The organism is Rhizobium tumorigenes (genome assembly GCF_003240565.2).
GTDB lineage: Bacteria > Pseudomonadota > Alphaproteobacteria > Rhizobiales > Rhizobiaceae > Rhizobium > Rhizobium tumorigenes.
Genome location: NZ_CP117257.1, coordinates 176,008 through 193,976, shown reverse-complemented (window position 1 = coordinate 193,976; position 17,969 = coordinate 176,008). Strand labels below are relative to the sequence as shown.

12 protein-coding genes and 5 pseudogenes are annotated in these 17,969 nt (G+C 56.1%); 7 read left to right on the top strand and 10 right to left on the bottom strand.

Annotated elements, in window-relative coordinates; genetic code table 11:
- Window positions 1-9: 9 nt before the first annotated feature.
- The 5 genes from virB4 to PR017_RS22375 form a co-directional block, all read right to left on the bottom strand.
- The gene (gene virB4, locus PR017_RS22395; protein WP_219259425.1) at window positions 10-2,379 is read right to left on the bottom strand and encodes a type IV secretion/conjugal transfer ATPase VirB4; all 2,370 of its coding nucleotides are present in this window, start codon (window positions 2,377-2,379) and stop codon (window positions 10-12) included.
- Complete coding sequence (locus PR017_RS22390; protein ID WP_111222028.1) at window positions 2,379-2,705, bottom strand: type IV secretion system protein VirB3; 327 nt, start codon at window positions 2,703-2,705, stop codon at window positions 2,379-2,381. Before PR017_RS22390 ends, virB4 begins: the two co-directional genes overlap by 1 nt.
- Window positions 2,705-3,010 carry a pilin major subunit VirB2 gene (gene virB2, locus PR017_RS22385; protein ID WP_374108329.1) on the bottom strand — a complete coding sequence of 102 codons (306 nt, stop codon included), beginning with the start codon at window positions 3,008-3,010 and terminating at the stop codon, window positions 2,705-2,707. Before virB2 ends, PR017_RS22390 begins: the two co-directional genes overlap by 1 nt.
- A gap of 59 nt (window positions 3,011-3,069) precedes the next feature.
- Window positions 3,070-3,801 (bottom strand): type IV secretion system lytic transglycosylase VirB1, encoded by a 732-nt coding sequence (locus PR017_RS22380; protein ID WP_111221704.1) that lies wholly within the window; start codon window positions 3,799-3,801, stop codon window positions 3,070-3,072.
- 123 nt (window positions 3,802-3,924) lie between these two features.
- Entirely contained in the window at window positions 3,925-4,212 is a 288-nt protein-coding gene (locus tag PR017_RS22375; protein ID WP_133255646.1) for a hypothetical protein, read from the bottom strand.
- A 248-nt stretch (window positions 4,213-4,460) separates the two neighbouring features.
- Here PR017_RS22375 and PR017_RS28375 point away from each other — a divergent pair, with 248 nt between their 5' ends.
- Window positions 4,461-4,868, top strand: a complete 408-nt coding sequence (locus PR017_RS28375; RefSeq protein ID WP_341356162.1) for an IS1096 element passenger TnpR family protein — start codon at window positions 4,461-4,463, stop codon at window positions 4,866-4,868.
- A 16-nt stretch (window positions 4,869-4,884) separates the two neighbouring features.
- The gene (locus PR017_RS22365; RefSeq protein WP_341356163.1) at window positions 4,885-5,181 is read left to right on the top strand and encodes an IS1096 element passenger TnpR family protein; all 297 of its coding nucleotides are present in this window, start codon (window positions 4,885-4,887) and stop codon (window positions 5,179-5,181) included.
- 431 nt (window positions 5,182-5,612) lie between these two features.
- On the opposite strand, the pseudogene PR017_RS22360 reads toward PR017_RS22365, so the two are convergent.
- The 4 genes and pseudogenes from PR017_RS22360 to PR017_RS22345 form a co-directional block, all read right to left on the bottom strand.
- A pseudogene (locus tag PR017_RS22360) lies at window positions 5,613-6,121 on the bottom strand (IS701 family transposase); the annotation flags it as partial.
- 157 nt (window positions 6,122-6,278) lie between these two features.
- A pseudogene (locus PR017_RS22355) lies at window positions 6,279-7,403 on the bottom strand (IS5 family transposase).
- 36 nt (window positions 7,404-7,439) lie between these two features.
- A complete protein-coding gene (locus tag PR017_RS22350) occupies window positions 7,440-7,625 on the bottom strand; it encodes a hypothetical protein (RefSeq protein WP_111221706.1) in 186 nt (61 codons plus the stop codon).
- A 223-nt stretch (window positions 7,626-7,848) separates the two neighbouring features.
- A pseudogene (locus PR017_RS22345) lies at window positions 7,849-7,960 on the bottom strand (IS110 family RNA-guided transposase); the annotation flags it as partial.
- Between the two features lie 357 nt (window positions 7,961-8,317).
- Here PR017_RS22345 and PR017_RS28555 point away from each other — a divergent pair.
- The 5 genes and pseudogenes from PR017_RS28555 to trbI all read left to right on the top strand — a co-directional run bounded on the left by PR017_RS28555 (window position 8,318) and on the right by trbI (window position 16,762).
- Window positions 8,318-8,530 carry a hypothetical protein gene (locus PR017_RS28555; RefSeq protein ID WP_111221707.1) on the top strand — a complete coding sequence of 71 codons (213 nt, stop codon included), beginning with the start codon at window positions 8,318-8,320 and terminating at the stop codon, window positions 8,528-8,530.
- Between the two features lie 109 nt (window positions 8,531-8,639).
- Window positions 8,640-9,425: pseudogene (locus PR017_RS22335) on the top strand (type IV secretory system conjugative DNA transfer family protein); the annotation flags it as partial.
- Window positions 9,426-9,708: 283 nt separating this feature from the next.
- Window positions 9,709-15,096, top strand: a complete 5,388-nt coding sequence (locus PR017_RS22330; RefSeq protein ID WP_111221708.1) for an ATP-dependent DNA helicase — start codon at window positions 9,709-9,711, stop codon at window positions 15,094-15,096.
- Window positions 15,097-15,144: 48 nt separating this feature from the next.
- Window positions 15,145-15,399, top strand: a pseudogene (locus PR017_RS22325) (IS110 family transposase); the annotation flags it as partial.
- A gap of 82 nt (window positions 15,400-15,481) precedes the next feature.
- The gene (gene trbI, locus PR017_RS22320) at window positions 15,482-16,762 is read left to right on the top strand and encodes an IncP-type conjugal transfer protein TrbI (RefSeq protein ID WP_240539097.1); all 1,281 of its coding nucleotides are present in this window, start codon (window positions 15,482-15,484) and stop codon (window positions 16,760-16,762) included.
- A 132-nt stretch (window positions 16,763-16,894) separates the two neighbouring features.
- Here trbI and PR017_RS22315 read toward each other — a convergent pair whose 3' ends face one another.
- Complete coding sequence (locus PR017_RS22315) at window positions 16,895-17,797, bottom strand: LysR family transcriptional regulator (RefSeq protein WP_111221709.1); 903 nt, start codon at window positions 17,795-17,797, stop codon at window positions 16,895-16,897.
- Window positions 17,798-17,969: the final 172 nt, after the last annotated feature.

The following is a 17,969-nucleotide window of genomic DNA, read 5'->3' as shown; positions in this document are numbered from 1 at the left end:
CACCTTTCATCAATCTCTTGCCTCGTGGTAACGGGCCATGAATTCGCTGAGCCACGCGGACGGGTCGTCCCCCTGCACTTCGCGAAGCTGATCTGCAAATCGCAACGTGTTGGCGCGTCCCGAAAGAACGGCGACATATTCGCGCATTTCCCGCAGATCGAATTCGCAGATGACGCTTCCGCTCTCTCGTTTAAGCAAAAACTTCCGATTACCTACTGCCATGTCTTCGCGGATCGCCTGAAATTCCTTTTCAGTACACTTCAGTCCGTCGATATAAGCCGATCGATCTGCCGTCGGTGAAGGATAGAAGATCTTCGTCATGCATTGCGCGACGAGACTGGCGCCTAGTTGCGATTCCAGAACATGCTCAGGCTGCTGTGTTGCCAGTATCAGCATCCCATTGTTCTTGCGAACGGTAAGCAGAAACTTGTCGATGACCGCTGAAAATTTAGGGTTTAGCAAATAGGCGCGAAACTCATCGCAACTCATCACAAAGCGACGGCCGTCGACCATGGCGCCAATGCGGTGCAAAAGATATGCCGCGGCGGGCGCGCATACTTCCTCATATTCGAGAAGATGCGTCATATCGAAGCCTGTAATCGAGGGATCCAACTTTACTTCGTCGAGCTCGCCGTCGAAGGCCCAGCCCAGTGCGTTGCCACGGCACCACCGTTGGAGTCGCGCTCCCGCACCTTCGGCGGGTCCATGCAACAGAAATTCGCGTAACCCGGCGATTGAGCGCATATGTGGATCAAACGAGAGCTGTCGATGGATGCCCCGCACCAGACGGCGATTCTCCTCGGGGGATATTCCTCCGCGGCCATCGCTCTCAATGAGCGCCACGATCCATTCGCGCAGAAAATCATGAGAGGTCGCTGTATTTTCCAGGCCACGCAATGGCGCCAATCCGCTCGGCATTCCTCTGCGGAGTGCCAAATATGTTCCTCCAGTCGCGCGAACCAGCAGCTCACCGCCGCGGTCCTTATCGAAGAAGACAATCGTACCAGCGCGGTCGACCATGCTCTGCTCGAGCATGGCGAGGATAAAGGTCATGAGCGTTGTCTTACCCCTCCCGATGGGACCGAATATTGCCGTCATGCCAACATCGTGCTCATGCGGGATGTAGTCAAAAGGCGTTCCACCATTGGTGCGAAAGCGTGCAATCGCCTCGCCCCAATGACCTGACCCAGAACCCTCGGGAAAATTCTCGAATGAGACCAAACCTGCGAAGTTGCGCGAAGTGATCGCTCCCGGACGCGTACGCCACTTATAGTTGCCTGGTAGCTGCGACCAATAAGCCGCCTCCATGCCGATGCCCTCTTGGACAACAACGGCTCCGGCATCCGCCAATCGCGTCCGGGCCCGCGCACCTCTATCGGCCAGACTATTGAGATCATTTGCATATAGGCAAAGACTCAAATGATGCGACCCCATAACGAATTCGTTGCTCGCCAGGGCGTCCTCCGCCTCAGATAATTTGCTGATTTGGGTGACGGCTTTGTCGCCAGAACTCAACATCTGGCTGGACTTGAGGCTGAGCTTCGCGTGGGCTTGAGCGCGAGTCAGGAACGAGAAGCTCTGTGTCAGAACAAGCGGAAAATCGAGTGACAGTAGCGCGTTGAGCATACCCGGTCGCGTCCGCGCAGGGTATTCGCGAAACGAGTAAATAGATCCAACGTAACTGTCTCTCGGGGTTCGGATCTCGAGTCCTCGCTTGCCGCAAATAACTCGGTCGGTATAAATCGAGGCGCCGAGCGAACCGCTAACGACCGGAACCGGCGCGAATCGACCAGTCATTATTAGCCGCAGGGCTTCTCCAACTTCCGTGAAAAGCACATCTTGCTTCTCACGAATACCGAGACGGCGCAGGCCGTACGCTTCGAGAGCGCCAGCGACAACATGCCAGAGATCTTCCAGATTCCTGATTTGACTTGCGAGATCGTTTTCCTTTTGTCTGTAGAGTTTACTGAACCTCCTCCTCACTTTGCCAAGCGTCGTCTGGGGAAACACGATCAGCGTAAGGAAATGGTCATTGCGAAGGAGTTTGCCGGTGAGAACGCGCTGCTCAAAAGCTTCGCTCAGATTGGCGGAGAACTCGCTGCGGAAATGTCGCGGAGGTGACGGCGTGACATCATCATGACGTACGAGGTGAGCGTATATTGACACATGATCATCGGCGATATTGCGCAAGAGCGTGTTGAGCGCACGGCAACGTGCATTGCGCATTTCAGGGTCTTCGAGTTCGAAGGCCATCCCACTAACGTGCGCCATCGTCATGATCGATCCGTCTTCTAGAAGGACAACATGGTCGGTGAGGTGCCCGACATAGGGTAGATAAACCTCACCAGACCTTTCGGTCGTGCCACTTGCGCCGAGCATTACGTCATTCCCCTCCCTCGCGCGGGAACCTTGATCGGATTTGGGCTAACGCTTGCGCCGCCCCAAATCAGACCATCAACGCTCCTTCCCGCCGTCTGCAAAAACAGTAGAACGACGCTGGCCGCATTGTAGTCTCGCTCCACAACAAGCCGCGCTCCGAACCATAAGGGCACCAGAACGACTTCATACAGCGGGTTCTGAACGATAACGATGACAAAGCCCGCAAACATCATGAATAGCCCTGCCAATGTCAGTGGCACCCCAAGAAACAATGCGGGTCGTGTCGCCGCCAGGTAAAGGGTCGCTTCTTCTAGCCGATCATTCATCAGCCACCGCCAGTCAGCGTTTTGCCGAGGAAGCTAGCTCCAAACATGATGACAATGCCGCCGACAACACCGGCAACGAGGCCGAGCGAAGCACGCCCGAACATCCAGGAAATTCCGATGGCCACGATACCAAGAACGGCGAGCGACTGGCCGAAGGGACCAAGGATGAACGTGCATATGTTGTTAACCATTGTGGCCGGGTCAGTGCCGCCGCCTGCAGATTGTGCTGCGGCTGGCCCGGAGGAGAAAATGCTCCACCCCATTGCACCACCCACGCTCGGCGCATAGCCAGATACCATGCGCATCACCGCGTTCGAAAGGGTAAGGCGATTCAGATGTACACGGTATCTCTCAAAGCATCGCATCATTGCTGACCTCCTTCATTTAAGTCGAATATGGGTTGATTGTCGTCTTTACGCTTGTCCTGGTCTGGCGGCGGTGGCGGACCGGATGAACCGCCGGGCCCGCCCTCCGGAGAACGGCGCTTGTATGAACCCCAAACATCCCAAGTTTCTTCGGATCTCGGCCTCTCATGATCGTCTTTTGGACGCTCGGTTATCGGAGGGACGAGCTGTTGAGCGGCCGTTTCGACTTTTCGCACGTATCCGTTCGCAAAGCCGTGCGTGAAATCACCGGTGTTATAGGCAGAGATTGCCCGACGAAGCGCCAATTGCTCTTCCTCAGCCGTGTCGCCGCCCGCGTAGCGGCTCCCAAGCAAATTTGCTGCAGCAGATAGTGACGTGCACGGTTGAAGGGCTTCCTCAGGTGTCAGACCGAGCATGGAAAAATTCCTGGAATTGATCTGCATGAGCCCAACATCCAGCGAATGCCGTGCGTCGAGACGGTCCGTCACAATTTGCTTTGCTTGTGCCTGGTTCTGCCAGAGAAGTGTTTCGCCGGTGGTATTGTCATGCGCAGTAAGCGGATCAAAGCGACTTTCGACCTGAGCGATCGCAGCAAGCGTAGATGGAGCCACTGATGGGGCGCATTCGCGTGCGAAATAGTTAAACTCGGCTGATGAAAGTGGGGCGGCGTCGCTCGATGGGCACACGGAGGCCAGCAACACGATCGACAGCGGTCCCGTTGCCTTCAGCATTCCTCGTCTCCCCAAGCTCATAACCAACACAGCTCCTTCGGTCGGAAGAAATGCTGCCAACTGATGTTCATGATTATCGGGAGGATCGGTTACTCCAGGATTTTTGTTTTCTACTTTTCGATTTCATTTGAAGCAGGAATCGCCTTCCAAGTGCTCAAAGGTCTGCCGGCGAAAGATGGCCCTCCAAGATGACGGCGAGGATCTGGAATGCCATCGCAGTTGAATTCCGTACCGCTGGGTGACGGTCGCCTTCCGATGCAATTCCAGACGTAGCAAATCGAGGCTTAAGCGTACGATCGCGATATGACTGGAAAGATGGGAGGGAATATGGTTCCGTTTCTCATGACCGATCTGGCCGATCAGCCTCCTGGCGACCTTGCCAGCACGCAGGCGATGATTCTCGCCGGACATGCAACTTGCCATCAAGCCTAGACGGCGGTGGCTCCAATACAAGCTGTGAATTCGTACGGCTTAACGTTATCGGCAACGATGTTGAACTGCGATCTCACTGTCGATATCGGGTCGATATGGGCGAAATGGACGGGAGATGGTTTCAATGAACTGTGGTTCTTCGCAGATTCCGATCAGGGTGTCGATAGTGTCATTTGCGTAGCGAAGGTAGTCGTGACGGCAAAGCTCAACGAGATCGACGGTCAGGCATGGCTGCTCCGCATGCTCTGGCGCATGCCAACCACACATATCGAGGAATTGCTGCCCCAGAGTTGGAAAGATCAACGCGCAACCTTGGTTTTGGCCCCATGACCCCGCCCGATCGCTTTAGCTCGCCTGCTCGTTCAACTCACGGGATGGAACCAGCGATCTGGCGCAGGATCGAGGTGCCACTTGACTTGAGCCTCAAGGGTCTCCACGACGTCATTCAGGCCACGATGCTGTTTGAGGATTATCATCTCGTCGAGTTTAAGGCCGGTGGTAGACGATATGATGTACCTGATCCTGATCCTGAAGACGCCTACGACCGCAAAGACTTATGCCGCTCGCAACGTCTGCATTGCAGCACTCATCGATCGCGGTGTGTAGACCTTCACCTATACCTACGACTTCGGTGATAACTGGCAGCACGCCATCACAATCGAAGCCATCAAGGATCGCAATCCGTTCCTGGAGTATCCGCGCTTCCTCGATGGTGAGCTCAGGGCGCCGCCGGAGGATGTTGGCCGAACATCCGGCTTCACGGACTTCCTGAAAGAAATGGCCAAACCGCGGCATCCTCAGCATCGCGAATTCATGCGCTGGTATGGCGGCCGGTTTGATTCCGCCGATATCAGCAGCGATGTTGTCCAGGAGCGTATCGCTAAACTCGCTCGGCGCCGAACGCTCGGAAAAGCCGGCTTTGCAAAAAGCCAGAAACAACAACATTGATCAGACCCGCGGGAAGCAAAGCGGGGTCGTCATATGGGTTGTCGCAACTCCGTCGCTTATTTAGTCGGACAGCCGCTACGACGCTCGAAACGAACAAAGACATTTAGGTGATTACGCCATGCAGATGTTCTCGATAGACGGCTGTTTGTCCGCCCATAGCGACTATCCTGCGTGTGAGCTTAGTGAACAATATTGCCTTGTTCACCGAAGACCGTATCGAAAGGCCCAGCAGACAATCGCCAACCTTTGGGTCTCGGGAAACGACCGCCACAACAGGCTGCCGAAAGCGACTGGAAGAAACCACAGCTATCTCGGCCTGACCATCTGTCTTAGGCGCGCCGAACAGACGTTAAGTTTCCCGAATACTCCTCAACTCTAGGCTTTGATCTTGGTGCGAATTGCGTAGGCCATGGTCCTGGAGGATATAGGTTTGGGATATGAGCCGCAGCACGACGCGCTTCGCTTTCGCTCCAGTCTTTGGGCAAATAAAGCTGCCGATCAATCAGGGTTTGACCAAAACGGCTTGCATAGGCAAGAAAGACGCCGACCTGGCAGTTCTCAATACGTCCAGCCGTGCCCGAATATTGTCGTGCGACGCCGACCGAGTGTGTGCCTTTTTTCAGGAATCCTGTTTCATCGACCACAAGGACGCCGTCCTCATCGCCAAGTGCCTCTGTTGCATACGTGCGAACGACGTCGCGCAACTTGTCGGCATCCCATTGGCTGCGCCCCAACAGCGATTGCATTCGATACGGGCTCTCCAGACCTGCCTGTTCAGCCATCAACCAGCCGGTCTTGCGCTCAACTCCGGACAACAAACCGTCCAGGAAAGCACTGGCCGATGCCCGAAGTTCACGTCGACCAAAGACCGGGCCTAGCCGCTGCTTCAGTGTATCGAGTTCCTGCTGCCATGCCGCCCGGACCAACCCGCGACAGACATCGAAATCCCTCCCATCAAACATCGGAAGTGAATCACAATTTGAATGTAAACGCACTGTAGCACTAGACGGCTGGAAGGCGGGCCGTGATGAGGCTTTTTCAGCGGCCTTGTCGGCCCATTTTGTCGTAATCCGCCTGGTTCGGCATTCCGGGCGCGATTATGCCGTCGTCAGCAGCTTCGGCAGCCTCAGCAGATTATAAGCCGTCGCTGTCAGGGTGAACATTCAGCCGACGCGATCCTTTCCACGATGGCGGGTCTTGCGCATTCCGCCGCTGGTCTTGGCCCAGCCGAACACTTCTTCGATACGCTTGCGAATGCGCTGACTGACAGCGTAGCCGGAGTGATGTGTGGTCCGACCGTCGATGGCCGAGCGTCGGTTCGTCGTGTTCTAGGCGACGTGTGGCGTCACCTTTGCGTCCCACAAGGCGGCGACGAAGTCGGCCGTATCGTAGGCTTTGTCTGCAGCCAATGTGATGCGATGACGACCATCCATGCGGCCCACCATATCCAGTGCCGCCTCGTGCTCGGCGGTTCCGGTCGCATGGGTCAGCGTGGCGTCGACAACCAGACCATTGCGGTTTTCCATGGTGACGTGGCCCATATGGCAAAGCCTGGCCGCCTGACCACGGGCCTTCTTATAAAGCCTGGCATCCTGGTCGGTGGTCGACGCATGGGTTGCGTTGCTGCGCTTCTCGCCGTGGAAATCGCGCTCAGAGTTGCGGCCTGCGGCCTTTGGCGGCCGTTTCCCTCCAGCGCCAGAGCCGCTGTCGTCAGTGTCGCTACCATCTGCGCCGTCCTTGGGTTTGAAGCTCTTCATGCTGGCCCAGGCTTCGATCAAGGTGCCGTCCACCGAGAAGTGCTCGTCCGACAGCAGCGCCTTCACCCGCGGCTGGCCCAGCAAGGCGGCCAGAAACTTGGCGGCGATGTCGCCTGCCAGAAGCCGCTCACGGTTCTTGGTAAACACCGTGACGTTCCAGATCAGCGCGTCCATCGACAGGCCGACGAACCAGCGGAACAGCAGATTGTAATCCATCTGCTCCATGAGCTGACGCTCAGAGCGTATCGTGTAAAAGGCCTGCAACAACAGGGCACGCAGCAGCTTCTCCGGCGGGATCGACGGGCGGCCGATCGCTGAATACATCGCCTCGAAATCTGGCGACAGAACTTCCAGCGCCTCGTCCACAATGGCGCTGATCGCCCGCAGCGGATGGCTTGTCGGAACGCGGGCTTCGCAGCTCACATAAGAAAACAGACCCGCCGTCTGCATATCACTGCCACGCATGTCCTGCTCCTGCCGACCAATCACTCAGGCATGGAATCACGGCAGTCCGTTCACAGTAAGGGCCTTTTTCCGCACGCTGTTAAGCGCAGCGATTTCGGCAGCATTTGCCGCCAACCGCGCCATCAGCACTGCAATGTCAGGATCGCTGGCTTGTACCATCAGATTCTTGAATCTTCTGTGGTTGCCGCCCGTGATGCAAGAAGTCTTTGAACCGAAGGTCATGTGATCGAGTGCGGTCTTCTGTGAGGCCTGCAGATACGGCGTTTACAGAAGCCGCTGGCCGGTATGGTGATCTGCAGGTCGGGTCCAAATCTGAATCCCGAGCTCTTCTGCTCATGATTCAAGGCTGGTTTTCCCGATCCAGATCTTTTCGATCATTTGCCCATTCGGGTCGTCGCCTTCTCACACCCCTTTTTCCGACATTAGGTTACCTACAACACCTTCATCATGTTGCTGGCTGTGCCGGCACTCGATAATCCTCATGTTTTTGTCAGCAATGCCCAGACCGTGCGCGCCATCTTGTTGGCCAGTGCGATCGCGACCAACATTCGGGGCTTTTACTGACCGTCGTTGTGGTGACCTCCTCCGGCGGCTTCACCTTGCGACGGGTCTTCTATACCGCACCCTCCACCTATATCGGCCATCGCCTGCGGGTTCGGCTCTATAACGACCGCCTGGAATGCTATCTTGGGGCAAGTCCGGGTATTCACGCTTCCGCGTGGACGACCTTCCTCCCGTGGGAACGGTCAAGGCGGCCACGTCGTCGACTATCGGCACGTCATTCACAGCCTTCGCCGCAAGCCACAGGCGTTCGCCAATCTCGTCTATCGCGACCAGTTGTTCCCTCGATCGGCCTATGCCCAGACTTGGGCAGTCATATCTGAGCCCTCGACCAGCGCGCTGCCTGCAAAATCATGGTCGGTTTGCTCGGGCTTGCCCACTCGAACGCCTGTGAAGCCGAACTCGCATTGGCATTGGAAGACAGCCTCGATGCCAGGCAACTGCCTGATCTGGCAGCTCTGGAAGTGCGCTTCGATGTCGCCGACCAACAGGTTCCGGGCATCGATGCCGTTCTACCCACAGCCGCGGCCTACGACCGGTTGCTGACAGGAGGGACAGTACAATGAACACCGCATCTGTCGACATCGCAAAGCTGCCGCTCATGCTGACGAGCTTGCGGCTTCCCACCTTCGCACGTCTGTGGCCTGAACTCACCCAGCGAGCCGATCGCGAGGGTTCGTGAAGGAGAACGTCGCTGCCTTCGTCAACATGACACCGGAAACCTTCTCGGGCGTTTATGCCAATACTGTCAAGGAAACGCACTGGCTTTCCTATCCGAATTTACGCCGCGCGCGTGTCCCGCCAAAAATTCTCGACAAGCGACATCGACGCGGGAAAGGCCGACGTCTTCATCAACATCGACCTCAAGACGTTGGAGACCCATTCGGGTCTTGTGCGACTCATCATCGGCTCGTTTCTGAGTGCGATTTACAATCGCGACGGACAGCTCAATGGGCGCGCGCTGTTTCTCCTCGATGAGGTCGAGCGCCTCGGCTACATGCGATCATAGAGACCGCGCGCGACGCCGGCCGCAAATACGGGATCACGCTCGCGATGATCTATCAGTCGATCGCCCAGATGCGCGAGACCTATGGCGACCGCGAGGCTTCGAGCAAGTGGTTCGAGAGTGCCAGCTGGATCTCGTTCGCCGCGATCAACGATCCGGAGACCGCCGACTACATATCTAAACGCTGCGGCATGACCACGGTCGAGATCGATCAGGTCAGCCGCAGTTCTTAGGCGAGGGGATCGTCGCGAACACGCTCGAAGCAGCTCGCGGCGCGACCGCTGATCCAGCCGCACGAAGTCCTGCGCATGCGCGCCGACGGACAGATCGTCTTCACCGCCGGCAACGCGCCGCTCAGATCCAGACGCTACCGCTCAGAAAGCTGCAATTCGTCGCCTTTAAATGTAAACATCCTAAGTTTCATCTGTAGCGATTTTGACTGCGCCGATATGTAGAAATTGCTTGATGCCGAGTTATAGTTCTCCCAATGGATAATATCGTAGAAAAGATTTTTCATCTGAGGTCAATGAATTCAATCCTTCGTCAAGAATACTTGAAGGCCGCGCGACACAGCGAGCCCGTGCTTCCGGATTTTGATGATCACCATGCTCCCTCCAACCGGCTTTGAGGTTGCAGCGGATACTTGTTGCGTTTTGAATTAGCACCTACCGAAATGCCCATGCTCGGGTGAATGATCACTCAACGGATTGAAAAGTGAGAAGAGTAGGAGTGGTAAGCATGCCAGTCGATGACATTATAATGTCCGATCCCGGAATGGCTGCTGTTGACACGTCTGTGCCCGCGCGATCGCAGGCGGAACTCCGCCAGTCCAGTAACCCACTGGACCGGAGCAATATTGCGGAATGGGTCGTAAACCACGCCACCAACCGCACTGCGGTCTTCGGACAAGACCAGCTCAAGATTTCAACGACCCGGGCGCTCACGCGCTTCAAGCGACCGGCACAAGAAATCGACCGGCTTTTTCAGCAGGTCATCGCAAGCGACATGCTTACCCAGCTCGAATCGCCCGATGGCCAACCTCTCTATACCTCTACCGAGCTCAGAAATGCGGAAGAGAATATTATACGGCATGTCAGCAACCTGTCCGCGGAACAAAGCTTCGCCGTTCCAGGTACCATTGTTGATATGGTCGCCGACAGAGGCTTTTTCACACCGGAACTCAGAGGAGCGCTGCATTACCTGTCCAGGTCTAATCGCGCTGCCACCATGGTGGGCGTGGCGGGTTCCGCCAAAACAAGTGTACTTGGAGCCCTGAACGAAGCGGTGGACCGGTTCAACGAAGATAGGCTCCCGGCCGAGCAAATAAAGTTGGTTGCCTTCGTACCTACCAACCGTGCCGCTCAGGAGCTTCGTAAAAAAGGGCTTCGCGACGTCGCCACGACGTTTAAGGCCAAAGATCGGACCGTCGGAAAAAATACCATTGTCGTCATCGACGAAATGTCAATGGTCAAGACGCAGGAGATTGCGCAGCTAATCGACAAGATCGCAAGTGCAGATTCCTACCAACCAACCGAAAGGCCGAAACTCATCTGCGTGGGGGATGATCGTCAGCTGCCTCCGGTTGGACCCGGTGACCTGCTGCCGATCATTATGCAGCAAGCCGGTTGCTATGACCTAGTCCAGCCGCTTCGACAACTCGATGCTGGGTCGCGATTAGAAACTGAAAAGCTCGGACGTGACATACGAAACGATGCCCAGAGCGCTGTCGGGAACTATCTGACAGCGCTCCAACAAACGGGCCATGTCCGTTTCGTATCTGCTGGCCCTCGCGGCGCAAACGTAAGGGCATCAGACCAAATCATCGACCGCATGCTCGGGGAGATGAATAGAGTTTGCGATCAATACCCGGTGGATGATCGTCTTGTCATGGCACATTCCAACAGGAGTGTTAACCGCGCCAATATCGCTCTCCATCAGAGTTTCGTCGATAAATCGGGATTGCAAGACCAGCAAATGAGCGTGTGGTCAAGCCTGATAGATGGGGGAGATTCTGAATTTCAAATAGATGATGGGTCGTCGAGGCGGGTCCAGCAAAAAATCAATCTCGCCTTAGGAGACAGAATCTTATTCAGTGAGAGCCGTCTGCAGGCTGATATTCGGAATGGTACTTTTGCAACTGTAGTCGGACTGCATAGCGCAGAACCTTCCGGACGTGATATTGGCACAAATGCGACGGTCCGTATCAGTGCACGGCTTGACGGATCTTCGCGCACGGTCACTTGGACCGATAATGAGTTTGCAGGCTTTACCTATGGCTACGCTGCTACAATTCACAAGAGCCAAGGGGCCACAGTTGATCACGCCATCCTCCTCTGTGACGGTGCTCTTTCAGATAAGCTGACCTATGTCGGCTTGACAAGGCATCGCAGTCGCCTCGACGTCATTGCGTCTCCTCTCGTGGCAAAGAACGTTCAAGTTCTCAGTGAAAAGCTCACTCAGCAAATCGTACCTAATAACTCCATTCAATTCCCAGTGTCCGAACACATAGCCCTAGAGGAGCGCTCTTCGATTTCGAACGAGCAGTTGCTGAGGCCGGCCGGCAGGATGGAAATCTTTCCAACGACACCTCGTTCATCCCTGGCCACGCAAGAGAGCTCCGTTGGAGAGAACCAGTTTCACGGGCCATCCATAACGGACGTGGATATGCCGGAAAGCACACCCCTTTACCAAAGGGCCATTGATTTAGAGGCATCCCAGGCGTCCGTCATCACGACTGAAGAGCGGATGCAGCCGGAATTCTATGGGCCAGGATTGCCGGCTAACACCTCAGCCCGTCGAGGACAGCGGCCCTGGATCACAGCGGATACAAAACCGGAGACTGCGGTCGAGAAAAGGAAACGCGTCGCGACGAAGGAAGAAATTGAACCTCACAAAAAAATGGCGCGGCGCTCAATCAGTTCTGCCGAGGCTGTCGAAGATATCACCTCCCTAGTCGAACGATTGAACTTGGGAGGATCCCTCGCGAACGGAATTCAACCGACCTATGCGGGGCTCGATCCCGACACCAGTGCTGCCGGTTCCCGAGTTGGTTCCATAGCCCACCAGCAAGATGTTCAGGAACCAAATTGGGAATCGTCATCAACGGACGCCCTCTCAAACTTTTCAGAAAACCGATCGACCGAAGACTCAGGAGAAAAAATTATGCCTTCGAATGACCAAGACGTGCAAGACGCCGGCTCTACAGGCAACGAGCGTCATTTTTCACAAACATCCGTCGTCGAAGCCCTGCAGGGTGGTGATCACAAGAAGCTCGTGGAAACATTGGTCGCAACCGGCTCGCTTGTCGAGAATGCGGATGCAGGGTCTGCCCTGAAAGCGATGGCAAATGCTTACGAAAGAGACATTAACGCCGATCCCGGGAAGGTCCGCATGCTCTATGCCAACCGGCGCGTCGATGTGGATGTACTGGCCAAGGAGATCGAAGAGCGGGGTCTCGCATCCGGCCGCCTGAGCGGCGACCCTGTCACCTTCAAGGCGTTTAACAACAAGGATATTCGTTTCAGGGTCGGCGACAGGCTCAGCGTCACCAGCAGTTATAGGAATCTCGTTGCGGGCGAAGCTGGCCGGATCGAAAAGGTCGACGGCAAATTCGTTACCTTCAAACCCGATGGCAGCAGTCAGAGCAAGACCTTCGAGGCCAGCACCGGCGAGCCGGGCGATAGGGGCGTTAAGGGCTACAAGATCGAAGGCCCGACGACAATCATCGGCTCCGCCTATGAACTCACCCGACATGATGATGGCAAACGTGTTGACCAAGTCTATCTCTTGCACAATGCTGCCCATGGTATCAACGCCAACAGCGCCTTGCTGAGCAAGGCCGACGAGCGGACGCAACTCTTCACCGCACGTGCGGATACGGCCGACAGGGACATCTTGGCCAGCCAACTGGGCAAGTCCGGTAGCGAGCTCTACCAGGACAAATTCCCGGCTTTGCCGGATTATGCAGCCACGCTCGACCGGATCGCAAAGCGTCAGGAAGTTCGAGCAGCACGTGGCGAGGAGAAAATCTCCGCCCCGGTAGAACTGGCGTCCCAAACGCCGCTCGATGCTGACCATGCGACGCTCAATAATCAGAAATCAATCCTGGAGGCCTTGCAGGCCGGCGACCACAAATTGCTGGTGGAAACATTGGCTACAACCGGCTCCCTTGTCGAGAACTCAAACCTTTTTTCAGCGTTGAAAGCGATAGCGCAGAGCTATGAAAGAGACATCAGCGCAGACCCTGAGAAGGTCCGCGCTCTCTACGCCAACAAGCTTGACCATGTCGACCGACTTGCCGAAGAGATCGAAAAGCAAGGCCTTGCATCCGGCCGCCTGAGCGGCGACCCTGTCACCTTCAAGACGTTCAACAACAAGGATATTCGTTTCAGGGTCGGCGACAGGCTCAGCGTCACCAGCAGTTATAGGAATCTCGTTGCGGGCGAAGCAGGCCGGATCGAAAAGGTCGACGGCAAATTCGTTACCTTCAAACCCGATGGCAGCAGTCAGAGCAAGACCTTCGAGGCCAACACCGGCGAGCCGGGCGATAGGGGCGTTAAGGGCTACAAGATCGAAGGCCCGACGACAATCATCGGCTCCGCTTATGAACTCACCCGACACGATGATGGCAAACGTGTTGACCAGGTCTATCTCTTGCACAATCCCATCTACGGCTTGAATGCTGCGAGCGCGCTGTTGAGCAAGGCTGACGAGCGAACACAGGTTTTTACCTTGCACAGCGACACGGCCAATAGAGAAATCTTGGCGAGCCAGCTGAGCAAGTCCGATAGCGAGCTCTATCAGGACAAATTCCCGGCCTTGCCGGATTACACAGCCGCTCTCGACCGGATCGCGAAACGTCAGGAACGTGTGACGGCGCGTGGCGAAGAAAAACCCGCTATCCAAATAGAGGTGGCGCACCAGACGTCCGCCGAGGCGAGTCATTGGACGCCTGACAGTCAGAAATATGTCGTCGAAGCCCTGCAGGGTGGTGATCACAAGAAGCTCGTGGAAACATTGGTCGCAACCGGCTCGCTTGTCGAGAATGCGGATGCAGGGTCTGCCCTGAAAGCGATGGCGAATGCTTACGAAAGAGACATTAACGCCGATCCCGGGAAGGTCCGCATGCTCTATGCCAACCGGCGCGTCGATGTGGATGTACTGGCCAAGGAGATCGAAGAGCGGGGTCTCGCATCCGGCCGCCTGAGCGGCGACCCTGTCACCTTCAAGGCGTTTAACAACAAGGATATTCGTTTCAGGGTCGGCGACAGGCTCAGCGTCACCAGCAGTTATAGGAATCTCGTTGCGGGCGAAGCTGGCCGGATCGAAAAGGTCGACGGCAAATTCGTTACCTTCAAACCCGATGGCAGCAGTCAGAGCAAGACCTTCGAGGCCAGCACCGGCGAGCCGGGCGATAGGGGCGTTAAGGGCTACAAGATCGAAGGCCCGACGACAATCATCGGCTCCGCCTATGAACTCACCCGACATGATGATGGCAAACGTGTTGACCAAGTCTATCTCTTGCACAATGCTGCCCATGGTATCAACGCCAACAGCGCCTTGCTGAGCAAGGCCGACGAGCGGACGCAACTCTTCACCGCACGTGCGGATACGGCCGACAGGGACATCTTGGCCAGCCAACTGGGCAAGTCCGGTAGCGAGCTCTACCAGGACAAATTCCCGGCTTTGCCGGATTATGCAGCCACGCTCGACCGGATCGCAAAGCGTCAGGAAGTTCGAGCAGCACGTGGCGAGGTCAAGCCGATCGTGCAGACCGAAGCGCTCGAACTTCACCAGAGTACGGAAGCGAGCCACGCTGAGCAGGAAGACTTATTGAAATCGCCCGAACCATTGCACGTCCAAGCCACCGTCGATGGTGAGACCTCAATCATCCGTTTGTCCGAACGGATAAAAACCAATCGCGAGAAAACTCCGGAACTTGACGCAATCTCGACGGAAGAGCAAGGAACTGCAGGCAGCGAGGCGCGGAGCACCCAATCCGATTTACCGAAAGTGAGTAACGCAACGCTACGAGAGATTTTGCCGAAGGTCGCAAATGACATGGATCGGCTGACACGGGATTTTGACGAGCGTGTTCGCGTCCGCGGTGATGCTCATGGAATCTAAGTGCACGAGGGTGCGCAACGTGCACCCTCTTGCACCACCTGAACCTGTAGGCTCGGGGTGATCACCCGAGCTGGCGACGAAATGCTCAGGAGCATATTGGTGGTTGGAGCAACCGCCCTTCTTCAATATGTCAGGGCAGGTCGAAGCAGACATACCACCCAGTGGCTGCTTGAACTCCTGCAACGCAAGAAACCAAAGCTGGTGGCTGTAGCGCTCGCCAATAAGATCGCCCGCATCGCCTGGAAGCTCATGGTGAGCGGCGAAAGGTACAGACGGGCAGAAGGACAGACACAGGCGGTTTAGGAGATTGGCCATCTCGGTGAGCATGATATGAATGCTACCGTGCTGATCTAATGCTCTGAACTTGCAAGAGAAAGCAGATGGTGTGATCGATCGATCCAAGACGCGTGAAACTCCGCATTGCCCGGTGGCCGTCAAGGGTCGCAAGTCTGTTAGGAACACGAGTTGCGGAAACCATCTTGGCCAGTGGTCGTGTGCGGCCACACGTAAAGGCGGCCCGGAGACAAGTTCGGGAAACCCCGCCTCGACGTTTGCCGACCAGATCAAACGCGGCGTCACCGACGGTATCATCGGCGAGCCACAGCAGCAGACCACCTTCCAGCCGACGCCGGTCGAAACAAAACAGGTCGATGAAAAGGCCAGCAATCCCTTCACGCCGCAGCCGGGGCAACACGAGGTGCAGCAGCGCGGTCAGGATCTCGAAGCGGAAGGGGTCTGGCGTGCCCGTCTTCAGCGAGAACAACAGGAGCAGCTTCTGCGTGAGCAGCAGCGCCAGCGGATGGCCCGCCTGCAGGCAAACAACGCTGCCTATGATGCGCCGCTTGCCATCGATCGCGGCAAACTGGATGGGCGTGCTGAAACGCATGATGCGACCGCGGACACGAAAGCAAGAGCCGCAACGACGTCGACAAACACGGCAAGTGGTCCCGATCTCTATGCGGCCGCGTTGCGCGCCGGGCTCGGTGGTCAAAACGTTGATCCCACTGCCCAAGGCGCCAAGGAGGACTTCTTCAACGCGGACTTGAAAGAGCTTGGCTACTTGCCGAACCGTGTCGTGCCCCAACAATCGCCCTTCGAGCTAAAGCGCGGTTCGGTCATTCCGGCAACACTGATCACGGGTATCAATTCCGATCTTCCCGGCCGGATCACCGCCCAGGTGAGCCAGAGCGTTTACGACAGCGCGACAGGGCATCATCTGCTCATTCCGCAAGGAACGAAGCTGTTTGGCCGTTATGACAGCAAGGTTTCCTTCGGACAGAAACGCGTTCTCGTCGTGTGGACCGACATCATCTTCCCGAACGGCTCGACTTTACAGATCGGCGGCATGTCGGGGACGGATGCGCAAGGATATGGCGGTTTCAGCGACAAGGTGAACAACCATTATTTGAAAACGTTCGGCTCGGCGGTGATGATTGCCCTGATCGGAACAGGGATCGACATGGCCGTTCCGGAAAGCTCGACCCTCGCGACCCAGGACACGGCCTCGGATGCGGCGCGGCGGAATTTCGCCGAGACGTTCGGGCGGGTAGCTGATCGTACCATCCAACGGAACATGGATGTTCAGCCGACGCTTGAAATTCGCCCTGGCTATAAGTTCAATGTCCTTGTCGATCAGGACATCGTCTTTCCTGGAGCTTATCTATGAGATATGCGGACGTCTGAGCATCCTCTTCGCTGCCGGCAACACCGGAAGCGGCCACAGCGATCTTCGCAGGCTTTCGACCACGATGCCGGGCTAAGACCCCAGATGACTGATCAATGGCGTCAAAGCTGACGATCAAATGGTTTCATAGGGCAAGGCTTTCAAAGCGTCGAGCAACGCTGCCCGGAATTCGCTAACCAAACGAGGCGGCGGGCTGTCGGTCGGAAGGACGATAGCGAAATGATAGGGAACGACTGGATCAAAGGAACGCTGAACAATCGGATTGGCACTGTAGTAGTCGGCAGTGAACGGGTCGACGATGCCAATCCCCAACCCCCTGCTCACCAGATCACAGAGGTTCAGCGCCAAACTACTCTCTATTCTTCGGGTGCAATGAACATTGAAGCTATCAAGCGCCGCGTCTGTTTGCATGCGCAGGAGGCTCACTGGAGAGAGGCAAATCAACGACTCTCCTTCAAGATCCGTCGCATGAACCGTTTCCTTCTCTTCGAGACGATGGCCTGGCGGCAGTAGGCAGACGGCGCGAAACGAAGGGACGGGTTCGACGGTAAGTCCGGGATAGTCGCCGGCTAGTATCGATATTCCAAGATCGTAATGTTGTAGCGAGACCAGTTCCAAGACCGTCTGCGAGGGGACCGTGTCCAGGTAGACGGATACATCGGGTCGATCGGCGATGAATGACTGAATGACACCAGACATGAAACTCAGGGCCGGCGCGGTGTAACAGGCCACCCTCAACGAGCCCATGTGAGATTTCCTTAATTCGGAAGCGACTTTATCGATGTGCTGAATCCCGTTGAAGTGTCGTGACACTTCTTTGAACAGAATACCGGCCTCACGAGTGGGTCGTAAGCGGTTGCCCGTTCTCTCGAACAGGCTGATCCCTATTTCGTCTTCGAGATCCCTGATCAGCCGGCTAATTGCGGGCTGTGTGATCCTCACAAGATCAGCTGCAGACGTCATACCTCCCGTCAGCATCACAGCCCGGAACGCTTCCAACTGACGCGATTGAATCATTGTCCCCTCCATAACATATGCGCATGGGCGCATACTTATTACTGCCCTTGCGATATGGAAGGCAAGCTTTTAGTAACAATAGAAAACTGGGTCCTAATCTCGAATTGCACTTCGGCGGGCATGTTAACACGTGCTGCATCGTTGAAAATAAATGCTGGCAGATGCCAGCGGC

Bases quoted from the DNA above. Each gene is read 5' to 3' on its own strand.
- virB4 (WP_219259425.1), bottom strand. From the start codon at position 2,379: ATGCTCGGCGCAAGTGGCACGACCGAAAGGTCTGGTGAGGTTTATCTA.
- PR017_RS22390 (WP_111222028.1), bottom strand. From the start codon at position 2,705: ATGAATGATCGGCTAGAAGAAGCGACCCTTTACCTGGCGGCGACACGA.
- virB2 (WP_374108329.1), bottom strand. From the start codon at position 3,010: ATGCGCATGGTATCTGGCTATGCGCCGAGCGTGGGTGGTGCAATGGGG.
- PR017_RS22380 (WP_111221704.1), bottom strand. From the start codon at position 3,801: ATGCTGAAGGCAACGGGACCGCTGTCGATCGTGTTGCTGGCCTCCGTG.
- PR017_RS22375 (WP_133255646.1), bottom strand. From the start codon at position 4,212: ATGTCCGGCGAGAATCATCGCCTGCGTGCTGGCAAGGTCGCCAGGAGG.
- PR017_RS28375 (WP_341356162.1), top strand. From the start codon at position 4,461: ATGGCTGCTCCGCATGCTCTGGCGCATGCCAACCACACATATCGAGGA.
- PR017_RS22350 (WP_111221706.1), bottom strand. From the start codon at position 7,625: ATGACCTTCGGTTCAAAGACTTCTTGCATCACGGGCGGCAACCACAGA.
- PR017_RS28555 (WP_111221707.1), top strand. From the start codon at position 8,318: ATGGTCGGTTTGCTCGGGCTTGCCCACTCGAACGCCTGTGAAGCCGAA.
- PR017_RS22330 (WP_111221708.1), top strand. From the start codon at position 9,709: ATGCCAGTCGATGACATTATAATGTCCGATCCCGGAATGGCTGCTGTT.
- PR017_RS22315 (WP_111221709.1), bottom strand. From the start codon at position 17,797: ATGATTCAATCGCGTCAGTTGGAAGCGTTCCGGGCTGTGATGCTGACG.